Below are 23,824 nucleotides of genomic sequence, written 5' to 3' on the forward strand. Positions count from 1 at the left end.
AGAGAGTCCTTGGCTGGGGTTTGAGGGGGAGTGATCACGACATCGGGACCATGCGTTGTCCATTGTCTCAACGTCAGAGGCTTTTGTGCTATTTCCGGTGAAAGAACCGCTCGGAAAGCCGTCGGAGACGTTCACCGGGTCGCTCGCCACCGTGGGCCCACGTCCGGGCCCCTCGCCACCTAGACTTAGGACCCATGAGTTCTGTGCAGCGCCTGGTCGTGGGAGCGGCCATCCTTGATTCCCTGGAGCGCCCTCGCAAACTGCTCTGCGCGCGGCGGACCGCACCAGAGGCTCTTGCCGGTCTTTGGGAGTTCCCTGGTGGCAAGGTCGAGGAGGGTGAACAGGCGGAAAGCGCCTTGCATCGAGAACTGAGTGAGGAACTCGGAGTGTCGGTGCGCCTCGGCGCAGAAGTGCGATCCGGTACAGCGGATGGCTGGGTTCTGAACGAGAAGGCCGTCATGAGGGTCTGGCTCGCCGAGCTGGTCAGCGGCACGCCTCAGCCTCTGGAAGACCACGACGAACTTCGCTGGGTGAGCCTAGAAGAGAGCGCCCTGAACGCCTTGCCGTGGATTCCTGCGGACTTCCCGATCGTGGCCGCCGTCGTGAAGGCGGCGAGCGGATCCTGACAAGCGGTGCCCGCTCTCCGAGGTGAACTTGCGGGGCTCCGCGCCCTCAGGGCCTCGCCGGTCGGGCATGCTCCCTTGCGGATAGCGGGCCTCTTCGACGCGAGGGTCAGGATGGAACTCGGTACCGGAATCCCGCTGCAGCTCCTCATGAGCGAAAGCAGCGGACGGCGGGAAGCCGTGCCGTCGTTTGAAGAACGCCACCCGCTGGGCCAGCCACTTCCGGTATCCCGGGTCAGCGTAGGAACCGGGGCCCTTGGGGCCGTTGTAGAGCCGCCGGTACTTTCCGACCAACGCCGGGTGATTCCGGGCCAGCCATGCCATGAACCATTCCCGGGTCCCCGGGCGCAGGTACAGGGCCCCAGCCGTCACACCGGTGGCTCCCGCCGCCGCGAGCGAAGCGAAGAGGGAATCCAGCGCCTCATCGGAATCGCTCAGATACGGCAGAATGGGCATCGCCATGACGCCGCACGGCAGGCCCGCCTCGCGGAGCCGGGACACCAGACGCAGCCGGGCTCGCGGCCCCGGAGTCCCGGGTTCGATGGCCGCTTGGAGATCCTCGTCCATCATGGCCAGCGAGATGCCCAGCCCGACCGGCACCGACTGGGCCGCCTCCTGGAGCAGGGGGATGTCCCGGGACAGAAGTGTCCCCTTGGTCAGGATGGAGAAAGGCGTGCCGGAGGAGGCAAGCGCTTCGATGATGCCCGGCATGAGCTGATATCGGCCTTCAGCCCTCTGATACGGGTCGGTGTTGGTGCCCAGCGCCACGTGTTCGTGTCTCCACGATGCCCGGCCGAGCTCGGCCCGCAGCACCTGTGCCGCGTTGACCTTGACGACCACCTGCGAATCGAAGTCGAGGCCCGAGTCGAAGTCCAGATAGCTGTGGCTCTTCCTCGCGAAGCAATACACGCAGGCGTGACTGCAACCCCGGTAAGGGTTGATGGTCCAGCCGAACGGCATGGTCGACTGAGGCGGGACCTTGTTGAGCACCGATTTCGCGGTGACCTCATGAAAGGTGATTCCCGCAAACTCGGGCGTTGAGATGGAACGCAGCAGGCCTGCCATCGGCAGTAGCGGGGCGGCAGCCGGGGCAGTGGCATCATCCACCAATGCCGGTTGGAGTGCCTGTGCGTCCCATCTCATGCAAGTATTCGAACATATGTTCGAATCAACTTCAAGGGGGTGGTGCGAAACGGTTCAGGCGATGGCCCAGCGGACCGCCACCGATACCGTCACTTCCTCCTCGCCTGGCTGCACTCCGGCCCCGCCACCGGCCAGGGCCGCCCGCGCGAACACCGGCGATGGCAGGGGAGAGGGCAACGATCCTTCGTCCACCGAGAGCACCTCGCCCAGCCGGGTGCCGGAGGCCTCGGCAAGCTGCCGGGCCCGGTCCACTGCATCCGTCCACGCCGCGTCGCGTGCTCGTCGGACGGCCTCGGCAGGGTCGGACACCGAGAGGGAGAAGCTTTCCAGGCGCAGCTGCTCACCGCCGGCGTCCATCGCCTCCTGGAGGACCGACGCGGCCTGCGGGAGCGAACGGATCACCACACGGAGGCCTCCCTGTGCCACGTAGCCGAGAAGGCCGGCGTCGTTGCCGTCCTTCCAGCGCCGTTCCGCACGCAATGAGCGGCCTGAGGTTGCGACGTCGACAGGCTGGACCCCGGCCGCATGCAGGGCGTTGACGACGGCGGTGAGCCGGTCCTCGGACCCGCGGAACGCGCCTGCCACGGTTGGTTCCAGGCATTCGACACTCACGTGGGCCACCGCCGTGTCCGGGGCGGTCAGGGCACTGCCGTGCCCCGTGACGGAAATACTGCGTGCTGATGATTCCATGGGTTCCTCCGGATCACTCGTGCGCTGTGTGATGATCGCGGCCGGGATGACCGGCCGTCTGGGGCCCAATATAGCCGCCGGCCTCCAAACCTGCGCCCCGTTCGAACGGGTTGGCCAGCGCCGGGCTCCCGGTGCGCACCTGAGACCAGGCTGCGCACAGGCCGTAGAGCGGGAGGAAAGGCAGCCCGAGGCAGAAGGCGTACTGCCAGGAATGTGTCGCCTCGTGTCCCAGGAGTACCGGATCTGCGCTCAGGTCAAGGCCTGGTCGGGAAAGGATCACCGAGCCCAGAGTGAACGCGCCGGACGGAGGATATCCCCAGGAGTAATCCTGCGCGAGCCAAAGCCCTTCGGGGGCCCGTGCGAGACGGCAGCCGGCCGCGCGGGCGACGGCGAGGCCCAGGGGAGTGCTCAGGTTCAGCCAGTTCAAGGCCATGCGCAACCGCCACCATCCGGACATGCGCCCAGCCTAGTCGGCAGCGTCGTTCCGCCCTGCGGACCACCGCGAGAGGACACTCAAGGACCCTCTAGACTTGTCAATAGGGTGTTCACGCGCCCGCCACCAACCCCTGCGATGTGAGAACACGGTACATGTCTGAGACCACGAAGGAAGTCATGGCTCCCAGCCCGCTCGACGAACAGGCTCTTCAGGGAGCCGTCGCCGAGGCGCTTGAGGCCTTCGCCGCAGCCGCCGATCTGGAACAGCTCAAGGCTGCACGGCTGGCCCACACCGGTGAGAAGTCGCCGTTGAGCCAGGCCAACGCCGCCATCCGAGAGCTGTCCAAGGAACAGAAGAGTGCCGCCGGCAAGCTGATCGGTGCCGCCCGCGGCCAGGTGAACAAGGCCCTCGCCGCCCGCGCACGCGTGCTGGAGGAGGAGAACGACGCGCGGATCCTCCTCGAGGAGACCGTCGACGTCACAGCCGCCCCGCGCCGTCGTCGCGCCGGTGCACGCCACCCGCTGTCCACGCTGCAGGAACAGGTCAGCGACATCTTCGTGGGCATGGGCTGGGAGATCGCCGAAGGCCCCGAACTCGAGTCCGAGTGGTTCAACTTCGACGCCCTGAACTTCCAGCCGGACCACCCGGCGCGCGAAATGCAGGACACCTTCTTCGTCGAGCCTCCCGAAGCCCATCTCCTGCTGCGCACTCACACCTCGCCGGTCCAGGTCCGTTCCATGCTGGAGCGGGAGCTGCCTGTCTACGTGTTGTGCCCCGGGAAGGTCTTCCGCACCGACGAGATCGACGCCACGCACACCCCGGTGTTCCACCAGTTCGAGGGCCTCGCCATCGACAAGGGCCTCTCCATGGCCGATCTGCGCGGCACGTTGGAGCACTTCGCCCGGCAGATGTTCGGCGCGGAGGCGAAGATCCGGCTGCGCCCGAACTACTTCCCCTTCACCGAGCCGAGCGCGGAGCTTGACATCTGGCACCCGGGTGCCAAGGGCGGCCCGCAATGGATCGAGTGGGGCGGCTGCGGCATGGTCAACCCGAATGTGCTCCGCGCGGCCGGGATCGACCCGGAGGAATACTCCGGCTTCGCGTTCGGCATGGGCATTGAACGCACCCTCATGTTCCGCAATGAAGTGCCTGATATGCGGGACATGATCGAGGGCGATATTCGTTTCAGCGAGCACTTCGGGATGGAGATCTAAGCGTGCGCATTCCACTTTCCTGGCTCCGTGAGTACACGGAGCTTCCTGCAGACGCGTCGTCCGAGGACCTTATGGCGGATCTGGTCCGCGTCGGCTTCGAAGAGGAGGACGTGCACCGTCCTGCCGACTCGATCTCCGGCCCGGTCGTGGTGGGCCAGGTCCTGTCCCTGGTCAAGGAACCCCAGAGCAACGGCAAGACCATCAACTGGTGCCAGGTCCGTGTGGTCCCGGAAGGCCGGGAGCAGACCCTGGAGGGCAAGGGCATCGAGCCTTCCGGCATTCAGGGCATCGTCTGCGGAGCCCACAACTTCGTGGAGGGCGACAAGGTCGTAGTGACCCTCCCGGGTGCCGTGCTGCCGGGCGACTTCCACATCTCGCCCCGCAAGACCTACGGTCACGTCTCCGCGGGCATGATCGCTTCGGCCCGCGAACTGGGGCTGGGTGACGAGCATGACGGCATCATCGTGCTCTCCACCCTGGGCCTCGACCCGGAGCTCGGCACTGACGCTCTGGAACTCTTCGGTCTGAACGACGAGGCCGCGGAGATCAACGTGACGCCGGACCGCAGCTACGCGTTCAGCCTCCGTGGCGTGGCCCGCGAGTATGCGCATGCCACGGGCACCCCCTTCACCGATCCGGCCTCCACGGTCGTCGTGCCCGCCGGTCTCGGCGACGGGTTCCCCGTCACCCTGTCCGACGACGCCCCCATCTACGGTGTCCCCGGTTGCGATCGCTTCGTGGCCCGCGTGGTCCGGGGCGTCGACGCGAGCCGTCCTACCCCGCAGTGGATGGTCTCCCGGCTGCGCCTGGCTGGCGTCCGCTCGATCAGCCTCCCGGTGGACATCTCCAACTACGTCATGCTGGAGCTCGGTCAGCCGAACCACTGCTACGACCTCGCGACCCTCGACGGCGGCATCACGGTGCGCCGCGCGCTCCCCGGCGAGCGGATCCTGACGCTGGACGACAAGGACCGGGAACTGGTCCTCGAAGACCTGGTGATCGCTGACGACTCCGGAGCCATCGGCATCGCGGGCGTCATGGGCGGGGCCCGCACCGAGGTCTCCGACGCCACCACCGACATCCTGGTGGAGGCCGCCCACTTCGACACCATCACCGTGGCGCGGTCCCGCCGTCGTCATAAGCTCCCGAGCGAGGCGTCCAAGCGCTTCGAGCGCGGCGTCGACTGGGCGTTGGCCCCCATCGCGGCGCAGCGCGTCGTGGACCTGCTGGTCGAACTCGCCGGTGGCACCGTGGACGACGCCGGCACGGACGTGGGCACGGCCCCCGAGATCGTGCGCATCTTCCTTCCGGCCGGATTCGCCGCCGCGCGCATCGGCGTGGACTACAGCACCGAGCAGATCGTCGGCAGCCTCGGCGACCTGGGTGCTGCCGTGGAGGACGCCGAGGGAGGCTGGAACGTCACGGTGCCGTCCTGGCGCAACGATCTGGAGACCAAGGAGGACCTCTCCGAGGAGATCGCCCGCCTGGTCGGTTACGACACCATTCCGGCGACCCTGCCGGTGGCCCCTCCGGGACGCGGCCTCAGCCGGGTCCAGCAGCAGCGCCGTCGCGTGCTGCAGGCGCTCGCCGATGCCGGCCTGGTGGAGGTTCTGGCGTACCCCTTCGTCACGAAGACCTCCAACGATGTGTTCGGCACCCCCGAGCCCGGTGCCGCCGTGCAGGCGGTCAAGCTGGCCAACCCGCTGAGCGAGGAGTTCGGCTGGCTGCGCACCTCCCTGCTGCCGGGCCTGGTCGAGGTGGCCAAGCGCAACATCTCGCGTGGCTTCCGTGATCTTGCCCTGTATGAGGCCGGCCTGGTGTTCCTGCCGTCGGGCGAACTGGGCACCGCATCCATTCCTCCGTTGGGAGCCAAGCCGTCCGAGGACGTGCTGGATTCCCTCTACAACGGAATCCCGGCCCAGCCGCTGCACATCGGCGGTCTGCTGGTGGGCAAGGACAGCCCTGCGGCCCCGGGCAACAGCCCGCGTGCCTGGGACTGGGCGGACGCGCTCGACGCGGCCCGTCTGGTCGCGGACGTCCTCGGGGTCGAGGTGACGGTCGAGCAGGGAGCCCATCAGGCGTTCCACCCGGGCCGTGCCGCGGTGCTGCGCTTGCGCGGTGGCGAACTGGTCGGCTACGCGGGTGAGCTTCACCCGAAGCTGCTGGCCTCGCTGGATCTGCCGGCCCGGACGGTGGCCTTCGAAGTGGACGGCGACATCCTTTTCCAGGCGGCGGCCGACGTCGTCGTGGCCAAGGACATGTCCACCTACCCGGTGGCGACGCAGGACGTGGCGCTCATCGTCGACGGTGGCCTGCCTGCAGCCCAGGTGCAGGACGCCCTGCGCGAAGGTGCGGGTGAGCTGCTGGAGGACGTCGCCCTGTTCGATGTGTACGAGGGCACGGGCATTCCGGAGGGTAAGAAGTCCCTGGCCTTCGGCCTGCGCTTCCGTGCCGAGGACCGGACGCTGACCGCGGACGAAGCCTCTGAGGCCCGCGCAGCAGCGGTGGCCGTTGCTGCCGAGCGTTTCGGAGCCGTCCAGCGCTGACCCGCTCCACCCCCATCGACTGCTCCGTAGGTGTCGTTTTGACCGTTCAGAACGACACCTACGGAGCAGTCGATGCGTTTAAGAACCGAACACCTCAATCGGACGACGATGCTCCCAAACTGTCAGGACATGGCGAACGTGTTCAAGGTGACACGGTATTCCGGGCCCAGCTCTTGCTGAACGGAACGAAGCAATCTCAGCCCTTCAGTCCGGAACCGTGCGTGCGCCTCGTCTGAACTCCATCCTCGTTCCCCGTCGAAGTGTTCGGAGAGCAGCTTTGCCCAGGCCAGGAGATCGGAGCGCAGTTCGCGGCTGAGCCGGCCATCGTCAAGGCCGAATTCATAGTTGAGGTCCTCGCGTACCGGCCACGCCAGGTACGGGACGCCTAGTTCAACGTCAGTTTGTCTCGAAGTCTGCATCTCTTGAACACGCCTCGCTCGTCTAGTCACTCGATTATCGGCCGGGCTCCACCCATCCGCTGCTCCGTAGGTGTCGTTTTGACCGTTCAGAACGACACCTACGGAGCAGTCGATGCGTTTAAAGCGCTTGGATGCTCATCCGTACGCAGACGATCTCGGTTTCGTCGGTCACGTGGAATCCGGGGTCTCCGAGGGCCTCCCGGAACTCCTGCGAGTGCCAGAATCCCTCGTGGGCGTGACGCCACTCGCGGACGGTGCCGAATCCTTCTCCCTCGGCCAGAGCATGATCGAGCGGGACGTCAGACAGGGCGTGGATCTCCACCCGTGTCACGGTCTCCACGGCCACCGGCTGTCCAGCGGAATCGACGACGACGGCGCGCTCGCCCACTTTCGGAAGAGGTTCATTCTCCCTGTACTCACTGAGGAGGGAAGAGGTGGAAGTCTTGCTCCCGTCGAGCAGCGCGGCCACCAGGCGGTCCCGCAGAGGGCCGGGGAAGGCGTACTCCGAGAGGGGCAAAGCGGGGTCGGCCGAGTTCATCCGACCAGTCTAGAAGGCGGGCGTTCCTCGGCCGGGGCTTCCCTCCATCGACTGCTCCGTAAGTGTCGTTTTGACCGTTCAGAACGACACTTACGGAGCAGTCGATGGAGGAAAACCGGACCCGGAGGCTTCACGCGCTCCGGGAGGCGGTGCTGGTTCAGCGTCCCGGATGTTCCCCGTCCTCGAAAATGCGCGAGGCCGGGCCCACGATGAGCGGATCCGGGGCGGTGGCCAGCTCGGGATCCTTGCCGTCGTAGTCGAAGAGGTTCAGCACATGGCGCATGGCCGCCAGCCGGGCCCGCTTCTTGTCGTTGCTCTTCACGACAGTCCATGGGGCATGAACTCGGTCTGTGGCCAGGAACATGGCCTCCTTGGCCCGGGTGTAGGAGTCCCACTTGTCCAGGGACGCCAGATCCATGGGGGAGAGCTTCCACTGCCGGACCGGATCCACCTGGCGGATCGTGAAGCGGGTCAGCTGCTCGCTCCGGGACACCGAGAACCAGAACTTGACCACATCGATCCCGTCCTGGACCAGCAGCTCCTCGAACAGCGGGACCTGCCGCAGGAAGCGGCTGTACTGCTCATCGCTGCAAAAACCCATGACCCTCTCCACCCCGGCCCGGTTGTACCAGGAGCGATCGAACAGGACCATCTCCCCAGCGGCCGGCAGGTGTTTCACATAGCGCTGGAAGTACCACTGGCTCTGTTCAGTGCTGCTGGGTTTCTCCAGGGCGACCACCCGGGCACCGCGCGGATTCAGATGCTCGGTGAACCGCTTGATCGTGCCGCCCTTGCCGGCCGCGTCGCGACCCTCGAAGACCACCACCAGGCGCCGCCCATTGCTTTTGACCCACTTCTGGAGCTTCAGAAGCTCGATCTGCAGCAGGCGCTTCTCCAGCTCGTACTGCGGACGGGACAGGCGTTCCTCATACGGGTAGCCTTCCCGCCAGGTGTCGACGGGCGTGCCGAGCGCGTCCAGCAGGACAGGATCATCGTCGTCGTTGTCCAGGACGGTGAAGCCGTCCGGCGGCTGGATGTCCGGGAGCGAGTGGTTCAGAAAGCTCATGCGGACAGGCTAGAAGAGGCTGGTGAACAGGGATTGAACACCGGGCCATGTGAACAGACCGGTGACCGGGGCGTCCGGTCATCAGGGCAGGAGCGCCTTCACCATCCGGGCGTTGCTCAGCTCGACGCCCGCGATCACGGGCCTCTGCACGCCGACGACGGAGAAGCCCTGCCGTTCGAACACCGGTTGCGCCGTGAGACTCACCGAAGCGCTGAGCTCGGGCATGCCTGCCGCCCGGGCCTGGGACTCCACGAAACACAAGAGGTGCGTCGCCACCCCTCGGCCTCCCTGCTCCGGCGAGACGAACAACATGTCGATGTATCCGTCGTCGGCGAGGTCCGAGAACCCGGCGACGCGGCTTCCGAGAACGGCCACGAAGCTGTTCCGACGCTGCATGGCCTGGTCCCATTCGTCGAGCGATCGTTCCTCTGGCCGGGCCCAGGCCGCGATCTGCGCGGCGGAGTAGTGCTGAGCGGCCGTGACGGTCACAGCCTGGAGGAAGATCTCCAGGGTCGTCGCGGCGTCGGTCTCCCGGTACGGCCGGATCCGCGGCTGTTCACCGGCTTGCTGAGCGGACAAAGGCGGGTCTCCTTCCAGCCCTGGCGGGCGTTCCGTGGCGGCGGATGGCACATCGAAACCCTACAGCGGGAAGAATGGGGACATGCGCGTGATCCCCTGGCTCGGTTCCCTCGACGCGATGGCGCACGGCCGAGCGGACCTCCCGGCCCTGGACCGGCAGGAGCGGGAGCGGATGCGGGCCTTCACCGACCACGCTGCGGCGACGCGCTTCGCAGCCTTGCGCCGCGTCCAGCGGGTCCTGGTGGCCGAGGCCCTGGGCGAGACTCCGGACCGCCTGCTCAGCTCCTACGAATGCCCGGAGTGCGGCCCGGACGCCGGCCATGGCAGGCCGGGGTACCGGCTCCTCGGGGCGAAGCAGAACACAGCACATTCGACGACGACGGCGGCCTCCTGCACACTGTCCGCAAGCCGGGCAGGGGAGTGGGGCGCCGTCGTCGTGGTCACCGATGCGCCGCCGCGTTTCCGTCTGGGGATCGATCTGACCCTCGAACGGGAGCTGTTCGATGGCTTCGACGAGGTGGCGCTCAGTACTGCGGAACGGGACTGGATCCGTTCCCAGCCGGGGCCGGAGCGCCTGGGTGCCCGCGCCGGGCTGTGGGCGGCCAAAGAGGCCCTGTCCAAACGCGATGGTCACGGTCTCCGGCGCGAACCCTCGCAGATCTCCGTCCTGGGCCGGGCCGGGCTTGTGGATCTCAGCCTCGCGACGGACGTCCCGATCCCACGGCACCGGCTCATCGCTGCGGTGCCGGAAGAGGCGGAAGCCGCTTTTCGTAGAGCCACGGCCTGAGCAGTCCTGCGGCATCGAGACCCGGAACCAGTGAGTCGGCCAGGGCGAAGAATTCCTGGGAGGTCACCGAGGAGTGCCGATGCTTCCTCGTCCATTCGTGAAGCAGGGCGAAGAACGCCTCCGAGCCCATGGTGGTGCGCAGGGCGTGAAGGGCCAGAGCGCCGCGCTTGTAGACACGGTCGTCGAACATGTCCTTCGGGCCGGGCTCACCCACCAGCAGATCCTGCGGTGAATCGGCCAGCTTGCGCCACGCGGCCAGCGCGCGGAGCTGTGCGTTCATGGTTGCGCTCGCCTCACTCCAGAGCCATTCGGCGTAGCAGGCGAAGCCTTCGTGGAGCCAGATGTCGTTCCAGGAGGCCACAGTGAGTGAATTGCCGAACCACTGGTGACTCAGCTCGTGTGCCACGAGCCGCTGGGCTTCCCAGTCCTTGGCCAGATGGTTCCTGCCGATGATGGAGAGGCCCTGAGCCTCCAGAGGGATCTCGAGTTCGTCCTCGGTGACCACGACGCTGTACTCCCCGAACGGGTACGGCCCGAAGAGGTCCTGGAAGACCTCCATCATGCGCCGCTGCTGTTCCAGCCCGTCCGTGGCCTGGGCCTTCAGCTGCGGCGGGACGGCGACATGGATCGGCACGGAGGCCACAGGGCCCGCGATGTCGAAGCGGTGGTAGCGGCCGATCTGGAGCGTGGCGAGGTAGCTCGCCATCGGCTCTTTCTGCTCGAAGATCCACGTCTCCCGGCTCGACTTGCGGCGGTGCTCCACGAGGCGGCCATTGCAGACCACCCGGTAGTCGGCGTCGGTGGTCACGGTGAAGCGATAGGACGCCTTCTGGCTGGGGTGGTCGTTGCAGGGGAACCACGACGGCGCGCCGTCGGGCTGGCCTGCCACCAGGACGCCGTCGTCCAGCTCCTCCCAGCCCACTTCACCCCAGGTTCCCCGGCGCGGCCGGGGATTGCCGTCATAACGCACCTCGAGAAGGAAGTCCTCGCCCTTGGCGATCGCATGAGGGACGTTCACCACGAGCTTCTCACCGCGCTGGGTGAACTTGGCCACGCGTGAGCCGTTCAGCTGGACCTTGCCCACCTTGAGACCGGCCAGATCCAGGGCGATCTGGTGCAGGCGGGTGGTGGCCCGTCCGCGGATGACGGCGACGCCCTGGAGCCGGTTGCTCGCCAAACGGATGTCGAGCTCCAGATCGTAGTGCCGGACGTTGTAGTCCGGACTTCCGTGGCCAGGGGTGTACGGGTCCGGGATGCGGGCCGTCGAGGACTTCTTGCCGTGCTGGTGCTCAGACATGGTGGGGTTCGGGTTACCTGGGGTTCGGGGACGGGGGACAGGAGGAGGCGGATCAGGGGCCGCGCCAGGGGCTGACGGGATTGCCCATCCAGTAACTTCCGGCGGGGACGGCCTCGCCGCGCATCACGAGCGAAGCGGGGCCGACCGTGGCTCCCGCACCCAGTGAAGCCTGGGGCAGGATCACACCGTGGGGGCCCATGGTCGATCCGTCCTCCAGAGTCACCGTATCAATCGCCATGATCCGGTCGTGGAACAAGTGGGTCTGGACGACGCAGCCGCGGTTGACCGTGGAGCCGTCTCCCAGGGTGACGAGGTCCGCCTCCGGCAGCCAGTAGCTCTCACACCAGACGCCGTGGCCGATCTTCGCACCGAGGGCACGAAGCCACCAGACGAGTGCCGGAGTACCGGCCGCGGCCCGGGCGAACCAGGGGGCGGACACCATTTCGATGAAGGTGTCCACCACCTCATTGCGCCAGATGAACGAACTCCACAGGGGGTGTTCGCCTTCCTTGATACGGCCCACGAGCACCCACTTGGCCAGGACCGCACTGCCGGCGGCCACGGCGCCTGCGATGAGCACCACCACGCCGCCCAGGAGCGCGGCGAGCCAGTATCCCGCCCAGTGGCTGACGGCGTCGAGCGCCACCATGACGCCGACGGCGAGATAGCCCGTCAGCAGCACCGGCAGGACCCGGCAGAGTTCCCAGAGGGTGCGCGCGACCTTGAGCCGGGTGGGCGGGTCGAACGTGCGGCTGGAATCGCTGCTCTGGGCCACCCGGCGCAGACGGACCGGGGGACTGCCGAGCCATGAGGTTCCGGACTTCGCCTTGCGAGGCGTGGCGGAGAGGACCGCGACGAGTGAGTTCTTCGGCACGCTGCGGCCCGCCGCGGTCATTCCGGAGTTCCCGAGGAAGGCACGTTTGCCCACCTTCGCCGGGGCGATCCGGAGCCAGCCGCCACCGAGTTCGTAGGAGGCCACCATGGTGTCGTCGGCCAGGAAGGCGCCATCACCCACGGTGGTCATCTTGGGAACCAGGAGCACTGTGGAGGCCTCGACGTTCTTTCCGATGTTGGCCCCGAGCAGTCTGAGCCACACCGGCGTGAAAAGGCTGGCGTACAGGGGGAACAGGAGGTCCCGGGCCATGTCCAGAACGCGTTCGGTCGCCCACACCTGCCAGCCGATCCGGCTGCGGACCGGGTAGTGGCCCTCCGTCAGCCCTGCGCCGAGAGCCCGCGTGGTGAGCAGGATGAGCACGGCGTTGCCGAGGAACCAGACCAGTGTGCCGAGTGGTACGGACCAGGCCAGCGAGCCGAGCGCCGTGCTGAGGCTGTCCGCGCCACGCAATGAGACGGCCACCAGAAGTCCGGCACCGGCCGCCGTGATGAAGGGGATGCAGGCGAGGAGCCCGGAGGCGGCGGCAAAGGCGCTGAGCCAGCCGATCTCCAGCACGCCGTGACGGAGCGTGCCACGTTCCGGCCAGTCCGGTTTGGCCTTGCCGATGCGTTCCGCCGGCGAACCCGCGACAGTCACGCCGGTCTTGACCTTGCCGGTGACCGCGGAGCCGGGCTCGACGATGGCGTCGGCCCCGATCCGGGTGCCGGGCATCAGGGTGCTGCGTGCCCCGATGGTGGCACCGGGACCGATCGTGATCGCGCCGATGTGAACCTTGTCGCCGTCGACCCACCAGCCGGAGAGATCGACTTCCGGCTCCACGCTGGCCCCGCGGCCGATGGAGAGCAGGCCCGTCACCGGGGGGACGGAGTGGAGGTTCACGTCCGGACCCACCTTCGCACCCAGGGCGCGGGCGTAGTACGGGACCCAGGGGGCACTGGCGAGACTGACCGCGTTGGCCGCATCCTGAATCTGCTCCGCGAGCCAGAGCCGCAGGTGAACGCGTCCGGCCCTCGGGTAGACGCCGGGACGGACTCCGCGCAGCAAGGTCCTGGAGGCGAGGACCGCGAGGCCCATGCGGCCGAGGGGGCTGACGAACACGGCCCAGGAGAGCAGCACCCACCACCACGAGACGGTGGGTGCGGCGCGCAGGATGTCCCAGGAGGAGAGGATGTTGTTGGCGGCCATGAGGTAGGTCAGCCAGCGCATGCCCACCAGGATGAACAAGGGGACGCCCATGAGCGTCTGGAAGGTCTGGGTCTTGCGCGACGTCCGGCGCACGAGCCGTTCCTTCGGGACTACGGCTTCGCCGTCCGGGACGGACGCGCGGCACGCCTCCACCAGGGCGCCCACGCGCGGGTTCGCGTAGATGTCAGCCACCGTGACGGTCGGGTAACGACGGCGGAGCGCTGAGACCAATTGGGCCGCCGCCAGCGATCCGCCGCCGTGAGCGAAGAAGTCGGCATCCAGGCCCGCCGCGGGCGTTCCGAGCACCGAGCCCCAGGAGTCCACGATCCATTGGGCGTCATCCGGCAGGTTGAGGGGTGCGGCGTCGGCTGCGTCCGCTGAACCACCGGCCAGAGGCCAGGGGAGCGCCTTGCGGTCCACCTTGCCACTGGTCTTGGTGGGCAGGGTGTCCGTGACGGTGAGCAGGGGGATGAGAGGGGCAGGCAAGGTGGCGGTGAGCAGCTCACGCAGCGCCGTCAGGTCCGGCTCAGCCTCACCGCCGGGCACGAGATAACCGACCAGCACCTGGTTCCCGGCCGCGGTGGTCTGCACCGCGGCTGCGGCCCCCGCCACCCCGGGCAGCGCCTGGAGAGCAGCGTCGACTTCGCCGAGCTCGATCCGGCGGCCGCCGAGTTTGACCTGTTCGTCCGCCCGGCCCTGGAAGACCAGGCCGGCCGCCTCGTAGCGCACCAGGTCACCGGAACGATAGGCGCGGTCCCAGCCGAGACTCGGCATGGGTGCGTACTTCTCGCCGTCCTTCTCCGGATCCAGGTAGCGGGCCAGGCCGACCCCGCCGATGATCAGCTCGCCCACTTCACCCTCGGCCACGGGAACACCCTGCCCGTCCACCACGGCCAGGTCCCAGCCGTCCAGGGGCAGGCCGATCCGGACGGGTCCGGGACCTCCCAGCGGTGCGCCGCAGGCGACCACGGTGGCTTCGGTGGGCCCATAGGTGTTCCACACTTCGCGGCCGTCCACGGCGAGTCGTTCGGCCAGTTCCGGAGGGCATGCCTCGCCGCCGAAGATCAGCAGTCTGACGTTCTCCAGGGCCTCGGACGGCCAGAGAGCGGCCAGCGTCGGCACGGTGGAGACCACGGTGATGCCGTGGTTGATGAGCCACGGTCCGAGGTCCATGCCGGTGCGGACGAGGGCGCGGGGTGCCGGGACGAGGCAGGCGCCGTAGCGCCACGCGAGCCACATCTCTTCGCATGACGCGTCGAAAGCGACTGAGAGGCCGGCCAGCACACGGTCGTCCGGTCCGATCGGTTCCTCCTGCAGGAAGAGCCGGGCCTCGGCATCGACGAAGGCTGCGGAGTTGCGGTGGCGCACCGCGACGCCTTTGGGGGTTCCCGTTGAACCCGAGGTGAAGATGACCCAGGAGTCATCGTCCGGGCCCGGGAGGCGAGGGGCCGGGAACGGTTTGGGGCGGCTCTTGTCCACCACGATCTCGCCCTTGGCTTTGAGGATGCCGGCCACCTTGGCCTCACTGAACACCAGCTTGGCCCGCTCGTCCGGGTCGTCTGCATCCACGGGGACGTAGGCGGCTCCCACCAGCAGCGTCGCGAGGATGGCGATGTAGAGCTCATTGGTGCCGGAGGGGATCCGGATGCCGATCTTGTCCCCGGCCCCCAGGCCGTGGCGATGCAGCTTCCGGGCGTAGGAGCGCACCTCATCGGCGAGTTCGGCGTAACTGAGCGACTTCTTCCCGTCATCGAGGGCGGAAGCCTCGGGGAACGCATCCACGGTGCCCAGGAAGATGTCCACGAGGGTGCGCTCCGGGGGAGTCAGCGTGCTTCCGGGCATCTGGGGTGCATGCACGAGCGACGACGGCGCTTGGGCGGCCTCGTCCTGGGCGGAATTCACGGCGGGCGGGCCGGCCGTGCCCGGGGTGGGGTCCGGCTGTTGTCCGGAAGGGGAAGAGGGATGCTCGATCACGCCAGCATCCTTTCTGTCGCGGGTGAACCTGTGGTGACGTTTTGCCGACGGGACGGTGCCCGGCGCGCGGATGACGGCTCAGGAACGGTCCGGCACCAGGAGGACCTTGCCTGTGGTCCGGCGACCGGCGAGGTCGCGGTGCGCCTCGGCGGCCTCGGAAAGCGGATACCGGGCGCCGATGCGGACGGACAGCCGTCCTTCGGACGCCGCCCCGAACACTTCCGAGGAGCGCCAGCGGCGCTCCTCGGCGTCGAGCAGGTGATGTCCGAGCGTCGGACGGGTGAGGAACAGCGAACCGGCGGAGTTCAGGCGCTGGGGATCCACTGGGGGAACCGGGCCCGAGGCGGCGCCGAAGAGCACGAGCGAACCGCGGATCCGCAGGCTCTCCAGGGAACGGTCGAAGGTGTCCTTGCCGACGCCGTCGTACACGACGTCCACGCCGCGGCCGTCGGTGAACTGGCGCGCTTGAGTGGCGAAGTCCGAGTAGTCGATCACGAGGTCGGCGCCCGCGCCGCGGGCCAGCTCGGCCTTTCCGGTGGTTGAAACAGTGGTGATCACGCGCGCGCCCCGGGCCTTGAGAAGCTGGGTCAGCAGCAGGCCGACCCCACCGGCTCCGGCATGGACGAGTGCGGTGCTGCCTGCGCCGGCGGGGAAGCTGGAGGTGGCCAGATAGTGGGCTGTCATGCCTTGAAGGGGAAGGGCCGCCGCGGTCTCCAGATCGAGTTCCTTCGGCACGGGCAGGGCCTTGTCGGCGTCCACCACGGCGTACTCGGCGTAGCAGGCGGAACCTTCCGCGGTGGCGACCCTGTCGCCGACGGCGAATCCGGTGACCTCCGGCCCGACCGCGTCGACCACGCCGGAGGCTTCGGCGCCAGGGGTCCAGGGGAACGGCATGGGGTAGATGCCCTGCCGTTGATAGGTCTCGATGAAATTGACGCCGGTGGCGGCCACCCGGAAGCGGAGCTGGCCGGGTCCGGGCTGCGGGACGGCGGTCTCGGCGTATTCCAGGACTTCGGGGCCACCCGTATGAGGGGCGATGATGGCGTGCATCGATATGCCTTCCTGTTCCGTGTTTCGCGCGTTCCAGCCCATCTTATGCAACCCCGGTGACGGCAGTTCCGCGCCATGCCGGTGCATAAATATTTGCAACGGTGAATATTTTTGCTTCGAGGTGTAGAGTGTGCCCATGAGCATATCCGTCGCCGTTTCCGGGGCCAGTGGCTACGCCGGGGGTGAGGTGCTGCGCCTGCTGGCCACCCACCCCGAAGTGACCATCGGTGCCATCACCGCCCACAGCAACGCGGGGGCCCGGCTGGGCAGCGTCCAGCCTCAGCTCCACACCCTGGGTGACCGCATCCTGGAAGAGACCAGCGTGGAGAATCTCGCCGGGCACGACGTCGTCTTCCTCGCCCTGCCGCATGGGGCCTCCGCAGCCATCGCCGCGCAGCTGCCGGACGGCACCCTGGTGATCGACGCCGGTGCGGACCACCGGCTTGAAGATGCCGCGGCGTGGGAGAAGTTCTACGGTTCGGCCCACGCCGGCACCTGGCCCTACGGTCTGCCGGAACTGCCCGGACAGCGGGAGAAACTGAAGGGCTCCAAGCGCATTGCGGTGCCCGGCTGCTACCCCACGTCATCCTTGCTGGCCCTGGCCCCCGGCTTCGCGGCCGGCCTGCTGGAGCCTCAGGACGTCGTCATCGTCTCCGCCTCGGGCACCTCCGGGGCGGGCAAGGCAGCCAAAGTCAATCTGATCGGCTCGGAGGTCATGGGGTCGATGTCCCCGTACGGCGTCGGCGGCGGACACCGGCACACCCCGGAGATCGAGCAGGGGCTCAGTAACGCCGCCGGTGTTGGCGTCACGGTCTCCTTCACCCCGACGCTCGCCCCGATGAGCCGCGGCATCCTCACGACGGCGACGGCGCGGGTCAAGGAGGGTGTCGGCATCGAGGAACTGCGGGCGGCCTGGCAGGACGCCTACGAGAACGAGACCTTCGTGCACCTGCTCCCCGAGGGGCAATGGCCCACGACCAAGTCGGTGCAGGGATCCAACCACGCGGTCGTCCAGCTGGCCCACGACGAACACACGGGGCGCGTGATCGTCAGCGCGGCGATCGATAATCTGACCAAGGGCACGGCCGGTGGAGCCGTGCAGTCCATGAACATCGCCCTGGGGCTCGAGGAGAGCCTGGGCCTGAAGCAACTGGGAGTTGCCCCGTGAGTGTCACCCTTCCCCTTGGATTCCGTGCCGCCGGCGTGACGGCGGGTCTGAAGGCCAGCGGCAAGCCGGACATGGCCCTGATCATCAACGACGGCCCGATCAAGCATGCGGCGGGAGTCTTCACGTCCAACCGTGTGGCGGCGGCCCCGGTCCACTGGTCGCGTCAGGTCCTGGCGGATGGCCGGGTGGACGCCGTCGTCCTCAATTCCGGAGGGGCGAACGCCTGCACCGGACCCGAAGGCTTCCAGAACACTCACGCCACCGCGGAGCGGATGGCCGCCCTGCTCAATCTTTCCGCAGGGGATGTGGCGATCTGCTCCACCGGCTTGATCGGTGAGCAATTGCCGATGGACAAGATCCTGCCCGGCCTCGAACTGCTGGTGGACAACGCCGGCCCGGACGCGGGATCCGCCGCGGCCGAGGCCATCATGACCACCGACACCGTGAGCAAGGAATCCAGTTACATCGGCGTCGACTACCTCGGGACGGGCTACACCATCGGCGGCATGGCCAAGGGGGCGGGGATGCTCGCCCCGGGCCTGGCCACCATGCTCGTGGTCATCACGACGGACGCCGTCATCGATCCGGAACTCCTGGATGCCGAGCTCCGCGAAGCCGTGCGTCTGACGTTCAACCGGGCGGATTCGGACGGCTGCATGTCCACCAACGACACCGTGCTCCTGCTGGCCTCCGGCGCTTCGGGTTCTTACCCGAACGGCGAGGAGTTCGCCAAGGGGCTGCAGCAGGTCTGCGGAGAACTGGCGCGCAAGCTGATCGGCGACGCCGAGGGTGCGGCCCACGACATCTCGATCCGGACGTTCAACGCCGCCAGCGAATTCGATGCTGAGACGGTGGGCCGGGCGGTGGCGCGCTCCAACCTCTTCAAGACAGCCATCTTCGGCAAGGACCCCAATTGGGGGCGCGTGCTCTCCGCGGTCGGAACCACTGATGCCGCCTTCGAAGCGGACCGGCTCAATGTGGCCATCAACGGCGTGCAGATCTGCCGTGACGGGGGGATCGGCGATGACCGATCGCTCGTGAGCCTGGAGGGGCGCGAGGTCCTCGTTGAGATCGATCTGAACGCCGGTGAGGAAGAGGCGACGATCTGGACCAATGACCTCACGCACGACTACGTCCACGAGAACAGCGCCTACTCCAGCTGAGTCGGGCCATTCCACCACCCATCGTTCAAGGAGAGAGATGAGCTCCATCAGCGCGAGGGACTTCAGCCAGGCCCAGGCCAAGGCTGAGACCCTCATCGAGGCTCTGCCGTGGATCCAGCGCTTCGCCGGCAACACCATGGTCATCAAGTACGGCGGCAACGCCATGATCAATGACGAACTGCGCCGCGCCTTCGCGGAGGACATCGTCTTCCTGCACCATGTGGGCGTCCGTCCGGTGGTGGTGCACGGGGGAGGCCCCCAGATCAATTCCATGCTGGAGCGCCTCGGGATCGAGAGCGAGTTCAAGGGTGGTCTGCGCGTGACCACGCCGGAGGCCATGGATGTGGTCCGTATGGTCCTCACCGGCCAGGTGGGCCGGGAACTGGTGGGCCTGGTCAACAATCACGGCCCGTACGCTGTGGGTCTCTCGGGCGAGGACGGCGGCCTGCTGCAGGCCGTGCGGACCGGCACCGAGGTCGACGGAGAGGCTGTTGACCTCGGCCTGGTCGGTGAAGTCGTCGGGGTGAACCCCCGTGCCATCCATGACCTCCTCGAAGCCGGGCGAATTCCCGTCATCTCCACGGTCGCCCCGGAGATCGACGTGAACGGTTCTCCCACCGGAGACGTGCTCAACGTGAATGCGGACACCGCCGCCGCGGCCCTGGCCGAGGCGCTGGGGGCCAGCAAGCTGGTCATCCTGACCGACGTCGAGGGCCTGTACGCGAACTGGCCGGACAAGGATTCGCTCATCTCCTCGATGAGCGCCGCCCAGTTGAGGGACCTTCTGCCGAGCCTGCAGTCCGGCATGATTCCCAAGATGGCGGCCTGCCTGAAGGCGGTCGACGGCGGGGTGCCGCAGGCGCACATCGTCGACGGGCGTCTGCCGCACTCGATGCTGCTGGAGGTCTTCACCACCGCGGGCATCGGCACGCAGGTGGTCCAGGATGCCGCGGAGGTGAATGCATGAGCCGCCATGCACTGGAACCGCGCGAGGAAGGCCTGCTGGAAACCCAGTCCGCGAGCGGTGCCGAGTGGCTCGCACGGTACTCGGGGTCCATGCTGAACGTCTTCGGAACGCCACAGCGGGTACTCGTCCGTGGTGCCGGAGCCCTTGTTTGGGACGCGGACGGCACGGAGTACCTGGACCTCCTCGGCGGTATCGCGGTCAACGCCCTGGGGCACGCCCATCCGTTCGTGACCTCGGTGATCTCCAGCCAGCTCGCGACCCTGGGCCATGTGTCCAACTTCTTCGCCTCGCCGCCTCAGATCGCCCTCGCGGAGAAGCTGCTCCAGCTCTCGGGTGCCCCGGAAGGGTCGAAGGTCTTCTTCACCAACTCCGGCACCGAATCCAATGAGGCCGCGTTCAAGCTCGCCCGCCGGAACTCCGACGGTCCGGACGGTCCGCGCCGCAAGATCGTGGCCCTCGAAGGGGCGTTCCACGGCCGGACCATGGGCGCCCTCGCCCTGACCGCCAAGCAGGCCTACCGGGAGCCCTTCGAGCCGCTGCCGGGCGGCGTCGTGCACATTCCGTTCAACGACCAGGACGCGCTTCGCGCCGCCGTCGATTCCGGGACCGCCGCCGTCTTCCTCGAGCCGATCCAGGGTGAGGCGGGCGTCCGCCCGCTGGATGCGGAGTACCTGCGCCTGGCGCGGGAGCTGTGCACCGAGCACGGTGCGCTGCTCATCCTCGACGAGGTGCAGACGGGCGTCGGGCGCACCGGGGAGTGGTTCGCCTTCCAGGACAGCGGTGTGCTCCCAGACGCCATGACCCTGGCCAAGGGGCTGGGGGGAGGGTTCCCGATCGGAGCCCTCGTGACGTTCGGAGAGAGGGCATCGGCCCTTCTGAACCCGGGCCAGCACGGCACCACTTTCGGCGGCAACCCGGTCGGGACCGCCGCAGCGCTCGCCACCCTTCACGTGATCGAGCAGCAAGGCCTGCTGGCGCAGGTGCGCGCCACGGGTGAGCGCCTGCGAGACGGCCTCGCCGCACTGGACGGGGTCACGGAGGTCCGTCAGTGCGGACTGCTGATCGGGCTGGACCTGGACTCCGACGTCGCGCCCGCGTTCATCACGGCCGCGCTCGACGCCGGGTTCATTCTCAACGCACCCGGGCCGCGCACGCTGCGCCTGGCCCCGCCGCTCATCCTGAGCGCGGAGCAAGCGGACCGCTTCCTGGCCGCTTTCCCCGCCATCCTGTCCACCGCGCTGACTTCCCAGACAGCCCAGGCCGCCGCCGCGGCAGAGTAGGTTCCCATGACTTCCGTACGCCATTTCCTCAAGGACACCGACCTCAGCCCCTCGGAGCTGAACGAGGTGCTCGATCTCGCCGTGCGTCTCAAGGCCGCGCCGGACTCCCTGGATGTCTATGCGGGCGAGGGCCGGGCCCGCAAGACCGTCGCGGTCATCTTCGACAAGACCTCCACCCGGACCCGGGTCTCCTTCAGCGCGGGCGTCTCGGCGCTGGGCGGCAACCCGCTGATCATCAACCCGGGGGAGGCTCAGATCGGGCACAAGGAGTCCGTGGAGGACACCGCCCGCGTGCTGGAACGCATGGTCTCCACCATCGTCTGGCGGACCGGTGCCCATCAGGGTCTGGTGGACATGGCCTCGAACTCGAAGGTGCCGGTCATCAACGCCTTGTGCGATGACTACCACCCGTGCCAGCTGCTCGCCGATCTGCTCACCATCCGGGAGCACAAGGGTTCCCTGGCCGGTCTCACCCTGACGTATTTGGGTGACTCCGCCAACAACATGGCCAATTCGTATCTGCTGGCCGCCGTGAACGCCGGGATGCACGTGCGGATCGCCGGCCCCGAGGGGTACTTGCCCGCGCCGGAGATCGTGGCCGCGGGTGAGGAACGTGCGGCGCAGACCGGTGGCAGCGTCCTGGTCACCACGGATGCGGCGGAGGCGCTCGCGGGTGCGGACGTCGTCGCGACCGATACCTGGGTCTCCATGGGGCAGGAGTCGGAGAAGGAAGCGCGTCTGCAGCTCTTCCGCGACTACTCGGTGACCTCCGGGGCCATGGCACAGGCCGCTCCGGGCGCCATCGTGCTGCACTGTCTGCCGGCTTACCGAGGCTACGAGATCGACGCTGACGTCATCGACGGGCCGCAGTCCGTGGTGTGGGATGAGGCGGAGAACCGCCTGCACGCCCAGAAGGCCCTGATGGCCTGGCTCATGCACCGTTCCGGGCTCGCCGTGGTGCCCGGTCTTTCCGAATGAGAGGTCTGGACTGATGACCGCCGCCAATGCCGGGGCTGCGAGCCCCGCCACCAAAACAGCTCGTCAGGCCCGGATCACCGCGATCCTGCGGGGTGAGAGCGTGCGCTCGCAGGCTGAGCTTGCGGCTCTGCTGGCCGACGACGGCGTGCAGGTCACCCAGGCGACCCTCTCGCGCGACCTCGTGGAGATCGGCGCGGTCCGGGTGCGGGGGAGCGACGGCGGCCTGGTGTACGCCGTGCCCGGTGAGGGCGGTGACCGGGGGCCGACCAGTGCTGTTGCCCAGGAGATCCTGGATGCCCGGCTGGAGAAGCTCTGCGGTGAGCTCCTGGTGACTGCCGAGGCGTCCGCGAACCTCGTGGTGCTGCGGACTCCACCTGGCGCCGCGAACTTCCTGGCCTTGGCCATCGATCACTCCGTGATGCCGTCCGTTCTGGGCACCATCGCGGGGGATGACACGGTGCTCCTGGTGGCGCGTGACCCCCAGGGTGGCGAGCCTCTCGCGGCCCGGTTCCTGGCCATGGCGGAGAGCAATTCCAATTGACCATCACGACTATGCATAGATTCTCATGACAATGTATAGTCATTCATGAATCAACGAACTATCAAGGAGATACTGACGTGACCGAGCGCATCGTCCTGGCCTACTCCGGCGGCCTTGACACCTCTGTGGCCATTGGTTGGATCGGCGAAGCCACCGGCGCCGAAGTGATCGCCGTGGCGGTCGACGTCGGGCAGGGCGGCGAGTCGCTGGAGACCATCCGCCAGCGCGCCCTCGGCTGCGGCGCCGTCGAGGCCTATGTGGCCGACGCTCGCGACGAGTTCGCCAACGAGTACGCCATGCCCACGCTGAAGGCGAACGCCCTCTACCAGGGCCACTACCCGCTGGTGTCCGCGATCTCCCGCCCGGTGATCGTCAAGCACCTGGTGAAGGCCGCCCGCGAATTCGGCGCCACCACGGTCGCTCACGGCTGCACCGGCAAGGGCAACGACCAGGTCCGCTTCGAGGTCGGCATCCAGACCCTGGGCCCGGACCTGAAGTGCATCGCCCCGGTCCGTGACCTTGCGCTCACCCGTGACAAGGCCATCGCCTTCGCGGAGGAGAAGGGCTTGCCGATCGAGACCACCAAGAAGAACCCGTACTCGATCGACCAGAACGTCTGGGGCCGCGCCGTGGAGACCGGCTACCTCGAGGACATCTGGAACGCCCCCACCAAGGACATCTACGACTACACGGCCACCCCGGAGTTCCCGCCGGCGCCGGATGAGGTCGTCGTCACCTTCCACCAGGGTGTCCCCGTGGCGATCGACGGCGTGGCCGTCACGCCGCTGCAGGCCATTCAGGAGCTCAACCGCCGTGCCGGCGCCCAGGGCGTGGGCCGCATCGACGTCGTCGAGGACCGCCTCGTGGGCATCAAGTCCCGCGAGATCTATGAGGCTCCCGGCGCGATGGCCCTGATCACGGCCCACAAGCACCTCGAAGACGTGACCATCGAGCGCGAGCAGGCCCGCTTCAAGGCCACCGTCGGCCAGCGCTGGTCCGAGCTGGTCTACGACGGCCAGTGGTTCTCCCCGCTCAAGCGCTCCCTGGACGCCTTCATCGAGGACACCCAGAAGTACGTCTCGGGCGACATCCGCATGACCCTGCACGGTGGCCAGGCCATCGTGAACGGACGTCGTTCGGACACCGGCCTGTACGACTTCGACCTGGCCACCTACGACACCGGTGACACCTTCGACCAGTCCCAGGCCAAGGGCTTCATCGAGCTCTGGGGCATGTCGTCCAAGGTCGCCTCCACCCGCGACCAGCGGGTCGCAGGAGCCTGAGC

The 23,824-nt window shown here is 67.7% G+C and carries 21 protein-coding genes; 11 read left to right on the plus strand and 10 right to left on the minus strand.

Features of this window, described 5'->3' with window-relative positions:
* Window positions 1-194: 194 nt before the first annotated feature.
* The gene (locus ACIPXZ_RS14010; protein WP_400595323.1) at window positions 195-626 is read left to right on the plus strand and encodes a (deoxy)nucleoside triphosphate pyrophosphohydrolase; all 432 of its coding nucleotides are present in this window, start codon (window positions 195-197) and stop codon (window positions 624-626) included.
* Here ACIPXZ_RS14010 and ACIPXZ_RS14015 read toward each other — a convergent pair.
* From ACIPXZ_RS14015 to ACIPXZ_RS14025, 3 genes are read right to left on the minus strand one after another with little or no spacing between them, the layout of a single operon-like run.
* Window positions 537-1,766, minus strand: a complete 1,230-nt coding sequence (locus ACIPXZ_RS14015; protein ID WP_400595325.1) for an Rv2578c family radical SAM protein — start codon at window positions 1,764-1,766, stop codon at window positions 537-539. The two genes, ACIPXZ_RS14010 and ACIPXZ_RS14015, sit on opposite strands and share 90 nt — an antisense overlap.
* Window positions 1,767-1,820: 54 nt before the next feature.
* Window positions 1,821-2,456, minus strand: coding sequence for an SIMPL domain-containing protein (locus tag ACIPXZ_RS14020; protein WP_400595327.1), 636 nt, complete (start codon window positions 2,454-2,456; stop codon window positions 1,821-1,823).
* 13 nt (window positions 2,457-2,469) lie between these two features.
* Window positions 2,470-2,913, minus strand: a complete 444-nt coding sequence (locus tag ACIPXZ_RS14025) for a hypothetical protein (RefSeq protein ID WP_400595329.1) — start codon at window positions 2,911-2,913, stop codon at window positions 2,470-2,472.
* Between the two features lie 131 nt (window positions 2,914-3,044).
* On the opposite strand from ACIPXZ_RS14025, the gene pheS reads away from it, so the two are divergent.
* A complete protein-coding gene (pheS, locus tag ACIPXZ_RS14030) occupies window positions 3,045-4,106 on the plus strand; it encodes a phenylalanine--tRNA ligase subunit alpha (RefSeq protein ID WP_400595331.1) in 1,062 nt (353 codons plus the stop codon).
* A gap of 2 nt (window positions 4,107-4,108) precedes the next feature.
* The gene (pheT, locus tag ACIPXZ_RS14035; RefSeq protein ID WP_400595333.1) at window positions 4,109-6,652 is read left to right on the plus strand and encodes a phenylalanine--tRNA ligase subunit beta; all 2,544 of its coding nucleotides are present in this window, start codon (window positions 4,109-4,111) and stop codon (window positions 6,650-6,652) included.
* Between the two features lie 122 nt (window positions 6,653-6,774).
* Here the strand turns inward: pheT and ACIPXZ_RS14040 are convergent, their stop codons facing one another.
* The 4 genes from ACIPXZ_RS14040 to ACIPXZ_RS14055 form a co-directional block, all read right to left on the minus strand.
* Window positions 6,775-7,071 carry a hypothetical protein gene (locus ACIPXZ_RS14040; RefSeq protein WP_400595335.1) on the minus strand — a complete coding sequence of 99 codons (297 nt, stop codon included), beginning with the start codon at window positions 7,069-7,071 and terminating at the stop codon, window positions 6,775-6,777.
* A 118-nt stretch (window positions 7,072-7,189) separates the two neighbouring features.
* Complete coding sequence (locus tag ACIPXZ_RS14045) at window positions 7,190-7,609, minus strand: ASCH domain-containing protein (protein ID WP_400595337.1); 420 nt, start codon at window positions 7,607-7,609, stop codon at window positions 7,190-7,192.
* Window positions 7,610-7,766: 157 nt separating this feature from the next.
* Window positions 7,767-8,675, minus strand: a complete 909-nt coding sequence (gene ppk2, locus ACIPXZ_RS14050) for a polyphosphate kinase 2 (RefSeq protein ID WP_400595339.1) — start codon at window positions 8,673-8,675, stop codon at window positions 7,767-7,769.
* Between the two features lie 81 nt (window positions 8,676-8,756).
* Window positions 8,757-9,254 carry a GNAT family N-acetyltransferase gene (locus tag ACIPXZ_RS14055; RefSeq protein WP_400595341.1) on the minus strand — a complete coding sequence of 166 codons (498 nt, stop codon included), beginning with the start codon at window positions 9,252-9,254 and terminating at the stop codon, window positions 8,757-8,759.
* Between the two features lie 82 nt (window positions 9,255-9,336).
* On the opposite strand from ACIPXZ_RS14055, the gene ACIPXZ_RS14060 reads away from it, so the two are divergent.
* The gene (locus ACIPXZ_RS14060; protein WP_400595343.1) at window positions 9,337-10,041 is read left to right on the plus strand and encodes a 4'-phosphopantetheinyl transferase family protein; all 705 of its coding nucleotides are present in this window, start codon (window positions 9,337-9,339) and stop codon (window positions 10,039-10,041) included.
* Here the strand turns inward: ACIPXZ_RS14060 and ACIPXZ_RS14065 are convergent.
* The 3 genes from ACIPXZ_RS14065 to ACIPXZ_RS14075 all read right to left on the minus strand — a co-directional run bounded on the left by ACIPXZ_RS14065 (window position 9,986) and on the right by ACIPXZ_RS14075 (window position 16,442).
* On the minus strand, window positions 9,986-11,338 hold the full coding sequence (locus ACIPXZ_RS14065) for a M1 family metallopeptidase (RefSeq protein ID WP_400595345.1): 1,353 nt from the start codon (window positions 11,336-11,338) through the stop codon (window positions 9,986-9,988). The two genes, ACIPXZ_RS14060 and ACIPXZ_RS14065, sit on opposite strands and share 56 nt — an antisense overlap.
* A gap of 52 nt (window positions 11,339-11,390) precedes the next feature.
* Window positions 11,391-15,260 carry a Pls/PosA family non-ribosomal peptide synthetase gene (locus tag ACIPXZ_RS14070; RefSeq protein WP_400595391.1) on the minus strand — a complete coding sequence of 1,290 codons (3,870 nt, stop codon included), beginning with the start codon at window positions 15,258-15,260 and terminating at the stop codon, window positions 11,391-11,393.
* A gap of 210 nt (window positions 15,261-15,470) precedes the next feature.
* A complete protein-coding gene (locus ACIPXZ_RS14075; protein WP_400595347.1) occupies window positions 15,471-16,442 on the minus strand; it encodes a quinone oxidoreductase family protein in 972 nt (323 codons plus the stop codon).
* Window positions 16,443-16,578: 136 nt separating this feature from the next.
* Here ACIPXZ_RS14075 and argC point away from each other — a divergent pair, with 136 nt between their 5' ends.
* The 7 genes from argC (at window position 16,579) to ACIPXZ_RS14110 (ending at window position 23,822) form a co-directional block, all read left to right on the plus strand.
* On the plus strand, window positions 16,579-17,610 hold the full coding sequence (gene argC / locus ACIPXZ_RS14080; protein ID WP_400595349.1) for an N-acetyl-gamma-glutamyl-phosphate reductase: 1,032 nt from the start codon (window positions 16,579-16,581) through the stop codon (window positions 17,608-17,610).
* Window positions 17,607-18,773 carry a bifunctional glutamate N-acetyltransferase/amino-acid acetyltransferase ArgJ gene (gene argJ, locus ACIPXZ_RS14085; RefSeq protein WP_400595351.1) on the plus strand — a complete coding sequence of 389 codons (1,167 nt, stop codon included), beginning with the start codon at window positions 17,607-17,609 and terminating at the stop codon, window positions 18,771-18,773. The genes argC and argJ overlap by 4 nt, the downstream gene beginning before the upstream one ends.
* A gap of 37 nt (window positions 18,774-18,810) precedes the next feature.
* Window positions 18,811-19,740 (plus strand): acetylglutamate kinase, encoded by a 930-nt coding sequence (gene argB, locus ACIPXZ_RS14090; RefSeq protein ID WP_400595353.1) that lies wholly within the window; start codon window positions 18,811-18,813, stop codon window positions 19,738-19,740.
* Window positions 19,737-21,020 carry an acetylornithine transaminase gene (locus ACIPXZ_RS14095; protein WP_400595355.1) on the plus strand — a complete coding sequence of 428 codons (1,284 nt, stop codon included), beginning with the start codon at window positions 19,737-19,739 and terminating at the stop codon, window positions 21,018-21,020. Before argB ends, ACIPXZ_RS14095 begins: the two co-directional genes overlap by 4 nt.
* Window positions 21,021-21,026: 6 nt before the next feature.
* The gene (gene argF / locus ACIPXZ_RS14100; protein ID WP_400595357.1) at window positions 21,027-21,998 is read left to right on the plus strand and encodes an ornithine carbamoyltransferase; all 972 of its coding nucleotides are present in this window, start codon (window positions 21,027-21,029) and stop codon (window positions 21,996-21,998) included.
* Between the two features lie 13 nt (window positions 21,999-22,011).
* A complete protein-coding gene (locus ACIPXZ_RS14105) occupies window positions 22,012-22,539 on the plus strand; it encodes an arginine repressor (RefSeq protein ID WP_400595359.1) in 528 nt (175 codons plus the stop codon).
* A 77-nt stretch (window positions 22,540-22,616) separates the two neighbouring features.
* Window positions 22,617-23,822, plus strand: coding sequence for an argininosuccinate synthase (locus tag ACIPXZ_RS14110; RefSeq protein ID WP_400595361.1), 1,206 nt, complete (start codon window positions 22,617-22,619; stop codon window positions 23,820-23,822).
* Window positions 23,823-23,824: the final 2 nt, after the last annotated feature.

It is taken from the genome of Arthrobacter sp. NPDC090010, assembly GCF_044748305.1.
Lineage (GTDB): Bacteria > Actinomycetota > Actinomycetes > Actinomycetales > Micrococcaceae > Arthrobacter_E.